This is a genomic window from Arthrobacter sp. PvP023, from assembly GCF_017832975.1.
GTDB lineage: Bacteria > Actinomycetota > Actinomycetes > Actinomycetales > Micrococcaceae > Arthrobacter.
In genome coordinates this window covers 3,006,813-3,019,659 of the sequence record NZ_JAFIBI010000001.1, presented here as the reverse complement: position 1 = coordinate 3,019,659, position 12,847 = coordinate 3,006,813, and the positions used below count along the sequence as shown (strand labels likewise).

The 12,847-nt window shown below is 63.9% G+C and carries 12 protein-coding genes and 2 pseudogenes; 6 read left to right on the top strand and 8 right to left on the bottom strand.

What is annotated here, in order from left to right; translation table 11 throughout:
• The first annotated feature begins 5 nt into the window (after positions 1–5).
• From JOE31_RS13880 to JOE31_RS13870, 3 genes are read left to right on the top strand one after another with little or no spacing between them, the layout of a single operon-like run.
• Positions 6–674 (top strand): TetR family transcriptional regulator, encoded by a 669-nt coding sequence (locus tag JOE31_RS13880; RefSeq protein WP_280872878.1) that lies wholly within the window; start codon positions 6–8, stop codon positions 672–674.
• Positions 675–719: 45 nt separating this feature from the next.
• On the top strand, positions 720–2,369 hold the full coding sequence (locus JOE31_RS13875) for an AMP-binding protein (protein WP_209745582.1): 1,650 nt from the start codon (positions 720–722) through the stop codon (positions 2,367–2,369).
• A complete protein-coding gene (locus tag JOE31_RS13870) occupies positions 2,369–3,151 on the top strand; it encodes a citryl-CoA lyase (RefSeq protein WP_209745580.1) in 783 nt (260 codons plus the stop codon). Before JOE31_RS13875 ends, JOE31_RS13870 begins: the two co-directional genes overlap by 1 nt.
• 132 nt (positions 3,152–3,283) lie before the next feature.
• Here the strand turns inward: JOE31_RS13870 and JOE31_RS21850 are convergent.
• From JOE31_RS21850 to istA, 3 genes and pseudogenes are all read right to left on the bottom strand, one after another.
• A pseudogene (locus JOE31_RS21850) lies at positions 3,284–3,474 on the bottom strand (recombinase family protein); the annotation flags it as partial.
• Positions 3,475–3,549: 75 nt separating this feature from the next.
• On the bottom strand, positions 3,550–4,308 hold the full coding sequence (gene istB, locus JOE31_RS13865; RefSeq protein ID WP_209745578.1) for an IS21-like element helper ATPase IstB: 759 nt from the start codon (positions 4,306–4,308) through the stop codon (positions 3,550–3,552).
• Positions 4,305–5,549, bottom strand: a complete 1,245-nt coding sequence (gene istA, locus JOE31_RS13860; RefSeq protein ID WP_209745574.1) for an IS21 family transposase — start codon at positions 5,547–5,549, stop codon at positions 4,305–4,307. Before istA ends, istB begins: the two co-directional genes overlap by 4 nt.
• A 119-nt stretch (positions 5,550–5,668) precedes the next feature.
• On the opposite strand from istA, the pseudogene JOE31_RS13855 reads away from it, so the two are divergent.
• Positions 5,669–6,055, top strand: a pseudogene (locus tag JOE31_RS13855) (substrate-binding domain-containing protein); the annotation flags it as partial.
• A 133-nt stretch (positions 6,056–6,188) separates the two neighbouring features.
• Here the strand turns inward: JOE31_RS13855 and JOE31_RS13850 are convergent.
• From JOE31_RS13850 to JOE31_RS13830, 5 genes are all read right to left on the bottom strand, one after another.
• Complete coding sequence (locus tag JOE31_RS13850; protein ID WP_307864421.1) at positions 6,189–7,373, bottom strand: MFS transporter; 1,185 nt, start codon at positions 7,371–7,373, stop codon at positions 6,189–6,191.
• Between the two features lie 50 nt (positions 7,374–7,423).
• The gene (locus JOE31_RS13845; RefSeq protein ID WP_209745565.1) at positions 7,424–8,185 is read right to left on the bottom strand and encodes an SDR family oxidoreductase; all 762 of its coding nucleotides are present in this window, start codon (positions 8,183–8,185) and stop codon (positions 7,424–7,426) included.
• On the bottom strand, positions 8,182–9,069 hold the full coding sequence (locus tag JOE31_RS13840) for an aldo/keto reductase (protein WP_245199190.1): 888 nt from the start codon (positions 9,067–9,069) through the stop codon (positions 8,182–8,184). The genes JOE31_RS13845 and JOE31_RS13840 overlap by 4 nt, the downstream gene beginning before the upstream one ends.
• A 105-nt stretch (positions 9,070–9,174) precedes the next feature.
• Complete coding sequence (locus tag JOE31_RS13835) at positions 9,175–9,906, bottom strand: SDR family oxidoreductase (protein ID WP_209745563.1); 732 nt, start codon at positions 9,904–9,906, stop codon at positions 9,175–9,177.
• Between the two features lie 100 nt (positions 9,907–10,006).
• Positions 10,007–10,915 (bottom strand): helix-turn-helix transcriptional regulator, encoded by a 909-nt coding sequence (locus JOE31_RS13830; RefSeq protein WP_209745560.1) that lies wholly within the window; start codon positions 10,913–10,915, stop codon positions 10,007–10,009.
• A gap of 130 nt (positions 10,916–11,045) precedes the next feature.
• Between JOE31_RS13830 and JOE31_RS13825 the strand changes: the two genes are divergently transcribed.
• On the top strand, positions 11,046–12,419 hold the full coding sequence (locus tag JOE31_RS13825; protein ID WP_209745556.1) for an MFS transporter: 1,374 nt from the start codon (positions 11,046–11,048) through the stop codon (positions 12,417–12,419).
• Complete coding sequence (locus JOE31_RS13820) at positions 12,416–12,826, top strand: cupin domain-containing protein (RefSeq protein ID WP_209745554.1); 411 nt, start codon at positions 12,416–12,418, stop codon at positions 12,824–12,826. Before JOE31_RS13825 ends, JOE31_RS13820 begins: the two co-directional genes overlap by 4 nt.
• Positions 12,827–12,847 lie beyond the last annotated feature (21 nt).

The window sequence follows — 12,847 nt, the reverse complement described above, 5'->3', positions numbered from 1 at the left end:
TTCCTATGAACGACCGTTCACTTCAGCGCTTGTCGCCAGCCCGAGAGTCCCTCTTCGAAGCCGCCATCAGTTCCTTCGCGGAATTTGGTTTCAGCGGCGCCTCTATGCGAACAATTGCGCAGCGCGCCGGAATGGCGCTTTCCAACCTGTACAACTACGCGCCTTCAAAACAGGACCTCCTGGTCCAGATCCTGAAGACGGCGAACTACAACCACTTGGCACATACCGAGTGGGCGGTCGCCGGTGCTGGCGGCAATCCCTCGGACCAGTTGAAGGCGGGGGTGCGCGCCTACGTCGAGTATGTGGTCACTCATCCTGCCGAAGCACTGGTTGCCCAGACAGAGCTGCGCTATCTGGACGTCGACCACCGCAAGCGCCTCGTCGTCGCACGTGATCGTATCGATGAGATGCTGCAGGGCATCATCTCAAGGGGACGCGAGTCAGGTGTGTTCCTCACGCCCTTTCCCCGGGAAGCAACGCGGGCGATCCTGACCATGTCCGCCGGGGTCGCACAGTGGTACCGCTCGGAGGGCACGTTGACGGGGGATGAAGTGGCAGAGCGGTACGCCCTTCTGGCTCTGGCCATGGTTCAGGACGCCAGCTCCTGGTCCTCCCCCGAAACTGTTGCCGGAGACATTCGAGTCGACCCGGCCTACGAGACAAAGCAAAGTTAAATTCACCGCCCGGAAGGGCCGTCCCACAGAGTAGAAGAAACGATGATGTCACTGCATACTCAAAGCACCCTTACGCTCCATGAGCGTCTTTCCTCACTCGCCGAACTGCACCCTGGAGCCCCTGCGGTTATCGACCTCAGCGACGTAGGCGGCGGATTGTGCACCACCTATGACGAGTTGGCCGGACGGGTGGCACGGACCGCCGCGTTCCTTGCGTCGCTGGGAATTAGGCGCGGCGACAGCGTGGCCACCCTGCTGCCTAACTGCCAGCAATGGGTGGATCTGTTCCTTGCCGCATCCCATCTTGGCGCACTGCTCGTTCCCCTTAATACCCGTTACCGCGCGCAGGAAATCGGACACCTCCTTCGACTCAGCGACGCACGGGTTTTGGTGACCGCTACAGAGTTCGAGGGCGTGGACTTTGCACCCCGGCTTACGGAAGTAGCAGCGCTTGACGGCGAGCAAGCCGTTCCCGTGGAACACGTCATCGTCGTTAGCGGCGACCCCGACCAGGCGCCCAGTCGTTGGCAGCGCCATCAGGGCGGCGACCTCTCCGTCAACGACGCGCCAGTCCCCCCGGTGACTGCGGAACCGGCAGACCCGCTCATCGTGTTCGGCACCTCCGGGACAACCTCTGCACCCAAATTGGCCATCCACACGCACCAGACAGTAGTGACCCATGTGGATGCAGTCGCCGAGAGGTTACGCCTCAGCCCCGCTTCACGGCAGATGGTTGTCCTGTCGCTGTCGGGAACCTTCGGATTCGTACCCTTCCTCGCAGGGCTAATGGCCGGCCAACCTGCAGTCCTGTTGCCAATCTTCAAGCGGGAACGTGTTCTGGCGGCACTGGCATCACACCCTTCCGACCTGCTCGTCGCAGCAGAAGGGTCGGTTCGGGAGCTTCTTGAGGCTGCCGGGCCGACGGAGCTGGGGGCGCTTACCCGAGTGGTCACAGCCGGACTCGATATCGAGGACGTCATCCGAGGCGCCGCAGAGCGCGGCATTACGGCGATGAACGTTTACGGATCCAGCGAAGTTTTTGCGTTCGCGGGAATCAGCGAGCCGGGAGCCAGTGCGGCCGCCCGCGCAATGCCTGGCGGCCGGGTCACTGTGCCTGAGACCCGTGTCCGCGTCACAGACCCTGAAACGGGTCTCGTTCTTCCGCTTGGCTCGGTAGGCGAACTCCAGTTCTCCGGCCCGACAGTCTTCCCAAGCTACCTGCGCAACGATGCCGCTACAGCGGCAAGTCGCACACCCGATGGCTGGTTCCGCACCGGCGACAGCGCCCGCCTAATCGACGATCGCACCTTCTGCTATCTGGCCCGGGCCAACGACACCCTGCGCCTCGGAGGATACTCCGTCTCGCCTGCCGACGTTGAAACAACAATCGAAGAACTGAACAGCGTACGCCAAGCACAGGTCGTCGGAGTACGGGACCCGCGCTCAGGCGACGACCTGGGCGTCGCCTTCGTGATCGCCGAAGAGGGGGCCGAGGTAACCCCCGACCGTATATTGGCGCACTGTGCCGAGCGGATGGCAAGCTTCAAGATCCCAAAACGCATCGTTATAGTGCGCTCGTACCCGTCAACGCCCAGCGCCAACGGTGACAAAATCCGTCGCGACCAGCTGCGGTTGGAAGCAGCGCAACTGCTCGCGGAAAACCCGGCCCCCGCACGACAGAAGGAAGCACGCTGATGGCCACTCACACCCGCGGCGGCACCCCAATCCGCTCGGACATAGCTCGTGCCACCCCGTCCACTGTCCACGTGCACGGACTGGACCTCATCGACATGCTCGGAACCGTATCTTTGGGCGACTTCGCCTACCTTGAGCTGTTCCGTCGGCTCCCCGATAAATCTGAATCCGTCGTTTTCAACGCCATCGTCGTCGCGCTCGTAGAACACGGTTTAACGCCGAGTGCCCTTACCGCTAGGCTCACTGCCTTGGGGGCTCCCGAGTCTTTGCAGGGGGCCGTCGCAGCAGGACTCCTGGGCCTCGGAAACACCTTCGTCGGAACCATCGAAGGAGCCGCCCGAATCTGCCAGACATATCTTCCGGTGACCGGAACTCTCGACGAAAGCGGCATAAAATCCTTGGCGGCAAGGATTGCGGAGGACTTCACCCGTGAAGGCAATCCAATCCCGGGACTTGGGCATCCTGTCCACAAGCCTGTTGACCCACGTGCACAGAAGCTCTTTGCGATCACGCGCGAACAGGGATTCGACGATACCCCGCTTCGGCTGATGGAGGAACTGTCAAGGCTCTCCTCCGAAAGTCGCGGCCGGATCCTGCCTGTGAACGTAACAGGAGCCATAGGCGCCATCGCCGCAGTGCTGGGACTGCCGTGGGATGTGGCCCGGGGGCTAGGTGTGATGGCCCGGTCAATTGGCCTAGTAGGACACCTCTTAGAAGAGCGTCAACAGCCGCTTGCCGCATCCGTGTGGACGCGCGCTGAGCGCGAGAGTTCCGAGGACTGATAGTCCTAGTCGCGATTGACCAAAATGCGGCGGTGCTGGTGTGCGGAGCCACTGGATTAGGTAAGAGCGCAGATGTACTTGGCGCGCTTCCGGCGCGCTGGACCACTTAGAATGCCCGGTCCGGCGTGAAGGTCTTTTATGCCCCTTGTAGGCTCTGCGCTTTCCCGCTGTCGGTCTTTTGATGAGGGAGCGTTCGAATACTGAGCGAAGGCCCCCATGACAGAAAGCATGAGGTTGGCCGAAGGGAGTCGTCCAGTAAAGTCCCCCATCCGCACGCCCTTTCGAGCCCCGCCTTGGACAAGAGCACGCAAGTCATCAAGGTTCCAGCCAGGTTGTTAACGCCAACCGAAAATAGGGCCATTAGTGCCAATTGAAAACGGGGCCACGGGGTTGTGGTTCTATTGTGCCGTACTGACGTCGGGTTGGTGTTTCTTGAGCCGGTAGCTGTTGCCTTTGAGGCTGATGACGTCGGCGTGGTGGACGATCCGGTCGATCATGGCCGAGGCGATGGTCAGGTCTCCGAAGACGTCACCCCAGCGGGCGAACGGGAGGTTCGACGTCAGGATCATCGAGGCGTGTTCGTAGCGGCTGGAGACGAGCTGGAAGAACAGGTTCGCGGCGTCCTGATCGAACGGGATGTATCCTACTTCGTCGACCACCAGGAGGCTGTAGCGGCGGAGTTTGGCCAGTTCCTGGGTGAGTTTTCCGCGTGAGTGGGCTTCCTGCAGCCGGGCGACCCAGCCGGTTGCGGAATCGAAGAGGACCCGGTGCCCGGCCTTGGCTGCCTTGATGCCGATGCCCACCGCGAGGTGGGTTTTGCCGGTGCCGGGTGGCCCGAGGAGGACCAAGTTTTTGGCCTCGGAGAGGAACACCCCGGTGCCCAGGTGCGCGATGAGGCTCCTGTCCGCGGAGGGCTGGTGGTCGAAGTTGAATTCCTCGAGGTCCTTGTGTGCCGGGAACCTCGCGGCTTTGATCCTGGTGGCAGCTCCGGAGGCTTTGCGTTCGGAGACTTCACGGGAGAGGACCGCGGCCAGGTACTCCTCATGGGACCAGCCCGCATCCCTGGCTTGGTCCCCGAGCCGACGGAACCCATCGCTGATCCGTGGTGCGCGCAGGGCCCGGGCGTAGTACTCGATCTGTGACGGTGTCCCGGTCATGAGGCCGCCTCCAGGACCAGGTCCGGCTGCGGGCCGAGGTCGATGCCGAAGATCTCGTCGTAGGCAGCCAGATCCCGCACCTCCACGGACTCTATTGGTTCGGGGCGGCGGACCCGTTGGGACCGAAAGTCCCGGCGCATCACCGCCGCGCGGGCCACGTGGGCGGGATCGGTCACCACCAGGTGCCGTGCCCATGCCCGGACGTGGGTGGCGATGATGACACCCTCGTGGGTGACCCAGATGGTGTCCAGGTCAGCGATGACATCCACGATTCGCCCGATGAATGATGGGTCCACGGAATAGTCGTTGGAGAAGACCCGCACGTAGTAATCCCGCGGGAGCCGCACCGTGTTGCGGAAGACCGCCTCCGGGCTCACCGGCGGCAGTTCCCGCATCCTCTCCCGGTCCAGGATGATCAGTTCGTCGGGGCGGCCGTGGCGGGACCGCGAATAGCGGTGGTTGGCTTTGGGCAGCCAGTCTTCGAGCTGGCCGTTGAAGTCCGCTGGTGAGTGGAAGTCCCGGCCCGGCATGAAGCGTTGCCGGAAGAACCTGTTCATCCGTTCGACCATGCCCTTGGACTCCGGATCCCGCGGCGGAAGCAGCTTAATCTCCAGCCCTAGGGAGCCGGCGAATGCGGCCACCGGCTCCGTTGGTTTGCGCCTGCCGATGCCGGATTCGTTGTCCCACAACAGCCTGGACGGGACCGCCTGCGCGTCCTGCAGCAGAGTCCACATTCCGCCCAGAAGGTCCGGCGTCGTCCGCGACGGCAGCATCCGCGCCTGGATGAAACCAGAGAACGCCGACGTCATCACCAGCACCGGCGGCGTGTCACTCTGGCCCGCCCCAACCGGCAGCGGCTCGTGCGGGAACCACAGATCACATTGGACTTGGAACCCCGGCTCGTGGACCAGCCGGTCCGCCGGGTCAGGGGCTGCGTATTCGGGCCGGATCACGGCGACCTTCGCCCGGAACAACGACGCGGAACCGGACCAGCCCACCCGCTCCGCCAGCGTCGCGGCCGGCATCGTCGGCGTCTTTACCAACAGCTCCCGCACCCTGGGAGCAAACGCATCAAAACTCGACCCTCCGGCCGCCCGCTGATACTTCGGCGCCCGGTCCGATTCCAGCGCCCGATCCACCGTTCCGCGGGAAACCCCCACGATCCTGCCGATCTCCCGCTTCGAGTGCTTGCCTGTCGAAAACAGGTGGCGTATCTCCGCCCAATCATCCAAATTGATCACCTTCCATAATGGTCGGTGGCCCCATTTTCAGTTGGCGTTCGTGGCCCTATTTTCGGTTGGCGTCAACACAGGTGAGCCGGTCCGTGCTGTCCACCATAACGGTGTCCTCACGGGGAACTATGGGCACCCGCACCGGAAACTTCCTGGACGGACGCGAACAGGGTTGGCTGCAGGCGTTGGCTGAGGGAGGCCCGCCTGAAGGTCCCGTCGTGCGCAGCTCTTTCACAAGGGACGGCGGCTACATGGCAGGCCAACGACTACTGTCCTCCGCCCACAAACCGACAGCAATTTTCGCCAGTTCAGACATGCAGGGCATCGGCATCCTTAGGGCCCTGCGGGAAGCCGGCCTGTCTGTACCTTCGGACATGGCGCTGGCCTCCTTTGATGGATCCGCAGAAGCTGAGTACAGCTGGCCGCCGTTGACGAGCGTGGAACAACCCGCAACGGCCATGGCCGAAGCAGCCGTCACCGCCCTAATAGGAGCCCGCCGTAGGCACACTGCATAGTGCCGTTTCGGTTGCTCCGCCCGGGGCTAAGCGAGCCGGTGTCAGCGTGGCCAGCTTCCACAAGCATCTACCGTCTTTACTTGCTGGGAGGAGCAGGCGGGTTTAAGGATCCGCCTATTGCTCGCAACCGGCTTCAGCTTGCCTCAATGGGGAGAGCTGAACGGTCGGCCGCGGCTTGGTTTGTTCGGTTGTCGATGACGATGATGGCAAGGCCAAGGAGGGTGAGGGCTGCGCTGGTGAGGAAGATGCCGCGTTGGCCGAGCGCGGTGAGGGAGCCTGCCGCGATGATGGGCCCGGACACGATGGCGCCGATTCTGCGGGTGTTCATGTACAGGCCGGTGGACAGGCCCGGCCGGGGAATCATGTGTTGGAACAGCGGCAGCCCGACGCCGGCGATTCCTGCGAAGGACCAGGCGTTCAGCAGCTGCAGGACAAGCAGCATCAGGGGGCCGGTGGTTACGCTCAGGCCAACGTAGTAGCAGATTCCCGCTATGCAGCTGGTGGCGAGCAGGCCGAGCTGGTAAAAGCGGCTGGTGAGCCGGCCGACGAGCAGCAGGGCGGGCACCTCGAGGGCGGCGGCAACGCCGAGGGCGATGCCCGCCCACATCATGTCCAACCTGAGAGTCTCCGTCACGTAGATGGTCATGATTGTCATGGCTGTGGCGTTGGTGGCTTGCAGCAGGATGAAAGCGGCCACGATGAGCCCAACACGGAGAAGGCCGACGGGCGGCTCCTCCTCCGGGGTCGGGGCCGCCGGAACCTGACGGCTCCCTGCCGCAGCGCCTGCATGCGCGGCGTTGCGGGCCTTGATCATCAACGCGGTGGTGGCGATGTTGATGACGGCGACTGCGGCGATGGCCAGCAGCATGGCGCGGTTGCCGAACCAGCCCATGATGAAGGTTGCCGCCGGTGGGCCTGCCACCCAGGCCACCGATACTATCGCCCGGGTGTTGATGACAGTGGAAGGGCCTGCACCTGAATGGCGGAGGTGGGCGAACAGCATTGAGCTGCCCACGCCCGCCGGACCCCCGATCAGCATCAGGGCGAGCGTGGCGGCCGGCAGCGTGGTTGCGAAACCCAGAACTACGGCCAGCAGCAGCGTCAGCGCTCCACAAACCAGCATCGGGCCCAGATAGTCGCTTTTCTTGTCGGCATAGGCGGGCAGTAACAGCGATGCGATGAAGCCGCTGCCGTTGTAGACGCCGAGTACCCAGCCCACCTCAGCGGTGCTGGCCCCATAGAGGTTGACAAGGATCAGTGCGAGGGCGGGACTGAGGAAGGCCAGCTGCAGGCCCCACAGAAGTGCCGATGATGGCACGAGTAGCTTGTTCACCGATTCCCTTCCGTCGGGCTGATGGCTGTCGGGTGTCACCTGCGGATCTCGTCGAGGTCGTCGCACACGCGTTCAGGTTCCCGGGAGAGGGGCATGTTGTCCTTGTCCAGGGCGCCGTCCGGTCCGTCATCGCTGAGGAGCGCGGCAAAGGTGGCGGTGAGGTCGTCCTGTGCCGTGCCTTTCCCGGCAACGAGTTCCAGGGTTTTGTGATTGGCTGCATCGCTGTGGAGGCTGTCGATGAGCACGCGGGCTATCTGGTCACGCGCGATCACGCCGTCTGCGGGTGACGCTGTGCTCTGCGTGTCGCCTTGCCGCATGACAATGTGCCGTTCCTCGGGGGTGTTGTAGTCGAACCAGTCGGGGCGGACGATTGTGTAGGGGTTCCCTGAGGCTCGGACCAGTCGCTCTGCCCGTCGCTTCCAGTCGTGGCCCTCGGTCGCCCGGTCGGTCGTTCCCACGGCGGTCATAAGCGCGAGCCGGGCCCGACGTCCGTTGAGGGCGAAAAGCGTGTTCCGCACGGCACCGTAGTCGACGGATTCGGCCTGGCCGCGGCCGCCGTGGGAGCCGTGCGTGAAAACCACCGCATCCACGCCGTCGACGGCACCGGCCAGGGTTTCCACCCGGGTAAGGTCCCCGACGACCGGAGCGGCGCCGGAAGGCAGCTGCACCGCCCGCCCGGCGTCGCGAATGAGTGCCCGCACCTGGAAGCCTTGGGATAGTGCTTCGCGAACTGTCGGAATTCCGATGCTGCCGGTGGATCCGACGACTAGAACAGTGAGAGGCGTCGCGTCGGTCATTCTTCGGGGATGTCCCGCCCGAAGGACTCCAGGGTGATGGCTTCGGGTTCGGGTCCGCCCCGTACCCCGGTGTCGAGCGCGTCGATCCGGACGAGCTGCTCGGCGGTGAGCTCGAAGTCGAACACGTCAAAGTTTTCGGCGATGCGGGCCGGCTTCACCGACTTGGGGATGGCAGCCCGGCCTTCCTGGAGATGCCAGCGCAGCATGACCTGTGCGGCGGTCTTTCCGTGGGCTTCAGCGATCGCAAGAATGTCCGGGTCTTCGAAAGTGCTTGTCGAGCCGTCACCGCGGTAGGAGGTGATTCCGCCGATGGGGGACCATGCCTGGGTGAGGATTCCATGCTCTGCCCCGAATGCCTGCAGCTCGGCTTGGGCAAAGTAGGGGTGCACCTCAATCTGGTTGACCGCGGGAACCACGGACGTTTCAGCGAGCAGCGTCTCCAGGTGCGGACGCATGAAGTTGCTCACGCCGATGGAACGGACTTTGCCATCGGCGAGCAGCTTCTCGAGCGCCCGGTAAGCGGCAACCGTCTTGTCGAACTCGCCGGGCAGCGCCTGGTGCAGGAGGAACAGATCGATGACCTCGACGCCGAGTTTACGGGCGCTTTTATCGAAGGCGTGCAGGGTCTCGTCGTAGCCGTAGTCGCTGATCCATACCTTTGATTCGATGAAGACATCGTCACGGGAAAGTCCTGCTGCCCGGATCGCGTCACCGACGCCGCGTTCATTTCCGTAGGCGGCGGCCGTGTCGATGAGACGGTATCCGGTGGACAGTGCTGTGCTGACTGCCTCGGCGGTCTCAGCGGGCGGCGTCTGGAAGACTCCGAAGCCCAGGGCAGGCATCTCGACGCCGTTGTTGAGGGTCAAGTTCTTGCTGAATGACATGTTCTCTCCTTCATTTTTGGTTCTTTCGTCGTGGAGCGGGCGCCACTTATCGGGACTCGGCGTTGCGTTTACCGGCCGCTCTACCCAGCGTCTTACGTGGTCTGGTCAGGCCTGGGTTGCCGGGCGCAGCAGGATCTCATTGATAGCCAGGTGCTTCGGCCGCTGAACGGCGAACGCGATGACTTCGGCAACGTCGTCCGGCGTCACCGTTGCCTTGCCGTACATCTCATTGACCGCCGCGTTTGTCGCCTCGTGGGTGATGTGGGTCGGCAGTTCGGTCGCCACTACGCCGGGCTCAATGAGCGTCACACGTACATCCGGCAACAGTTCCTGGCGCAGCGACTCGGACCAGCCGTTCAGTCCCCATTTCGTTGCCGCGTACACGCCGTTCCCGGCACGGGCGGTGCGTCCGGCGACCGAGGAGATGTTCACGATGTCGCCGCCACCGTCGACAAGTTGGTCGAGGAAGACCTCCGTCGCGGTGATGGCGCCGAGCAGGTTGACTTCGATCATCCGGCGATAGTCGTCACGCTGCGCCGAGCCGAACGGGCCCAGCAGCATGAGGCCGGCGTTGTTGACGAGAATGTCCACCCTGCCAAGTTCCGCCTTGACCCGTTCGGCCGCAGCGACCAGGGCCTCCCTGTCGGTGACGTCTGCTGCCACCGCAACCGCTCGTTCGCCGAGTTCGTCCGCTATGGCCTCAATCCGCTCGGTACGGCGGGCCAGTAGCGCGACTTTGAAGCCCAACGCATGGAAGGCACGGGCAGTAGCCTCCCCGATCCCCGAGGAAGCCCCGGTGACCAATGCCACCCGGGTGGGGCCGTTGTTTGTACTCATGACATACCCTTCTCTGATGCGCGAACACGCGCACAACTGGGTCGATGTGGATCACGGCCTGAGACCAGCCGGCCGGACTGCAGGCCGCGCCCCGGTATGCCTAAAGATCGCTGTGAGGTGGCGTGGGCAGAACGGGGATGCTGGCGTCCTGTTTGACCGGAACCTTCCCGGTGCTGCTCCAACTGGCGAGGAAGGCAAGCTGTTCCTCCGCATGGCTGCCCGGTTCCGCGGTGTACGCGATGAGGGTCAGACCTTCTCCGGGGAGGTCGAGTGCGTCGCCGGTAAGTTCGATCTCCCCGACGAGCGGATTGCGCATGGTCTTGCGGGCTGTGCGGTGGAAGCGGACGTTGTGCCGGGCCCAGCGCGTGGAGAACTCGGTACTGCCGGCGGCGAGGTCGCCGATGAGGCTGTTCAGGTATCGGTCGCGCGGGTTGCGGCCGGACTCCGTGCGGAGTGCGGCGGCAAAATCGTCTGCGAGGGTGTTCCAGTCGACGAAGAAGTCCTGTGAACGCGGGTCGAGGAACATAAACCGGGCGAGGTTGAGCGGCAGGACCTCCGGGCTGAGGATGCCGGTGTAGAGCGCGAAACAGAGCTCGTTCGCGGCCATGATCTCCATCTTGGAATTACGGATGTAGGCGGGCGTTCCTGTCATCCCGGTCAGGATCCGCTCGACGCTGGGCCGGACCTGAGCGCGGGCCCGGCGGCTGCCTCCTGCGGGCCGCGGGGGTTCAGCGGCTTTTGCCAGATCCATCAGATGTGCCCGTTCTGCCTCATCCAGCTGCAATGCCCGTGCCAGCGAGTCCAGAACCGAATCCGACACGCCCCGGAGGTTCCCGCGTTCGAGGCGCGCGTAGTATTCGCTGCTGACGCCGGTCAGCATGGCCACTTCCTCGCGTTTGAGCCCGGCGACCCGCCGCGTGCCGCTGAAGACGGTAAGCCCCGCCTGGGTGGGTGTGATGCGCGCCCGGCGGCTCATAAGGAACTCGCGGACGTCCTTGGTGTTGTCCATTTCCCTACGCTACGACGGCCGGGGGTGCTGCTAACAGGTACTGGCAGTACACCGTACGACAGGGACTCCTACGTATGTGAGAGGGCTGGTTTTCTTGAATCAGCTTCTCCTCCGGTTTCGAAAGGACCCCATGCCTGTGTCTGCTGCCAGCCCTCCCGTGACGATGGCGCGGCCCCGCGCTTCTCTCGCGGTGGCCATGCTGGGCTTTTTTGTCGTGGCCCTCGATGCCCAGATTGTGAACGTCGCCCTGCCGGCAATCCGGGATGATCTCGGCGGCGGTTTGGCCGGGCTCCAATGGGTTGTGACCGGCTACACGCTGATGTTTTCTGCGCTTCAGCTCTTCGCTGGAACATTCTCCGACGGCGTCGGTGCACGACGTGCCTACGGAATCGGGATGATCCTGTTCACGCTGGCCTCCGCTGCGTGTGCGTTCAGCCCGAACCTTCCACTGCTGGTGGCGGGTCGAATCCTGCAGGGGATCGGGGCGGCAATGATCACCCCGGCTTCCTTGGCCCTGATCCGGGAGGCCTACCACGACGCTGTGCAGCGCGGCCGTGCCATTGTCTACTGGGGTTTGGGCGGCTCCGTGGCCGCTGCTGCCGGGCCGGTTCTTGGTGGGTTACTCACCGTTATCGACTGGCGGCTGATCTTCCTGGTCAACCTGCCGGTCGGGGCTTTGGCTCTGCTGGTCCTGGCGCGGGTCGCCAGGTCACCACGGCGTCCGATGCCCTTCGACTGGGCCGGGCAGATCAGCGCTGTGCTGGCCCTGGCGAGCCTGACGTACGGCATCATCGAGGGCGCCTCCGCCGGTTATGGGAGCCCTGCGATCCTTTCCGTCTTCGCAGTGGGCGCAGCTGCACTCGTGGTCTTTCTGGTGGTGCAGGTCAAGGCCCGGGCTCCGATGCTTCCCATGGATATCTTCAGTTCCCGCACCGTCTCCACCACGCTTGGCGTTGCCGTGGCAACAATGGCGGCCTTTTACGGCGTCGTCTTCCTGCAAAGCCTGTACTTCCAGCAGCAGCGCGGCGCCACGGCGTTGGAGACCGGCCTGCTGTTCCTGCCCATGACAGCACTCGTTGCCCTGCTCAACCCGTTGGTAGCCCGGCTAATGGCCCGCTTCGGGCAGGTTGCCATGATCGCGGCAGGGCAGCTGATCATGGCCCTGGGCCTTGCCGGGCTCTGCATCCTCCCGGCGGACAGCCCGGTGCTGCTCGTCGCGGCGGTGATGGTGCCGGTCGGCGTCGGCGGGTCCTTCACCGTCCCGCCGATCATCGCCCTGGTCATGGACCACGTGCCGGCCGAACGCGCCGGCACAGCGAGCGGCGTCGTCAACACCGCACGGCAAGTCGGAGGTTCACTCGGCGTCGCAGTCTTCGGTGCGCTGCTGACCGGAAAGGGCTTCATGGATGGCCTGCGCACAAGCCTCGGCTGGACCGCCGCCATCCTCGTCCTGCTCGTCCTGGCCTCCATGACGCTACGCAACGATCGACGGAAGACACCATGAAACTGAATGAGCACGTACCCCCTACGAAGGCGCCATCCGAGAAGTTCACCGGAGCGGTCTATCTCAGCCCCCTCCACGCGGGGGAGTCACCATCGCGGCTCATTGCCGCGCTGGTGCACTTCACTCCGGGAGCGCGGACCAACTGGCATTCCCATCCGCTCGGGCAAACCCTGCACTGCACCGAGGGTGCCGGGATCGTGGCAACACGTGATGGCACCGTCATCCTCATGCGGCCGGGGGACACAGTCCACACTCCTGCAGGAGAAGAACACTGGCACGGTGCTGCACCCGAGAGCCTAATGACACATCTGGCCATGGTCGAACACGAAAACGGACAAAGCGCCAGATGGCTTGAACCCGTCAGTGACACCGACTACGCAGCAGCCCACCAACAAGCAACCCGATAGATCCCGAGCCTCCATCCACCC

Bases quoted from the DNA above. Each gene is read 5' to 3' on its own strand.
- JOE31_RS13880 (WP_280872878.1), top strand. From the start codon at position 6: ATGAACGACCGTTCACTTCAGCGCTTGTCGCCAGCCCGAGAGTCCCTC.
- JOE31_RS13875 (WP_209745582.1), top strand. From the start codon at position 720: ATGTCACTGCATACTCAAAGCACCCTTACGCTCCATGAGCGTCTTTCC.
- JOE31_RS13870 (WP_209745580.1), top strand. From the start codon at position 2,369: ATGGCCACTCACACCCGCGGCGGCACCCCAATCCGCTCGGACATAGCT.
- istB (WP_209745578.1), bottom strand. From the start codon at position 4,308: ATGACCGGGACACCGTCACAGATCGAGTACTACGCCCGGGCCCTGCGC.
- JOE31_RS13845 (WP_209745565.1), bottom strand. From the start codon at position 8,185: ATGACCGACGCGACGCCTCTCACTGTTCTAGTCGTCGGATCCACCGGC.
- JOE31_RS13840 (WP_245199190.1), bottom strand. From the start codon at position 9,069: ATGTCATTCAGCAAGAACTTGACCCTCAACAACGGCGTCGAGATGCCT.
- JOE31_RS13835 (WP_209745563.1), bottom strand. From the start codon at position 9,906: ATGAGTACAAACAACGGCCCCACCCGGGTGGCATTGGTCACCGGGGCT.
- JOE31_RS13830 (WP_209745560.1), bottom strand. From the start codon at position 10,915: ATGGACAACACCAAGGACGTCCGCGAGTTCCTTATGAGCCGCCGGGCG.
- JOE31_RS13825 (WP_209745556.1), top strand. From the start codon at position 11,046: ATGCCTGTGTCTGCTGCCAGCCCTCCCGTGACGATGGCGCGGCCCCGC.
- JOE31_RS13820 (WP_209745554.1), top strand. From the start codon at position 12,416: ATGAAACTGAATGAGCACGTACCCCCTACGAAGGCGCCATCCGAGAAG.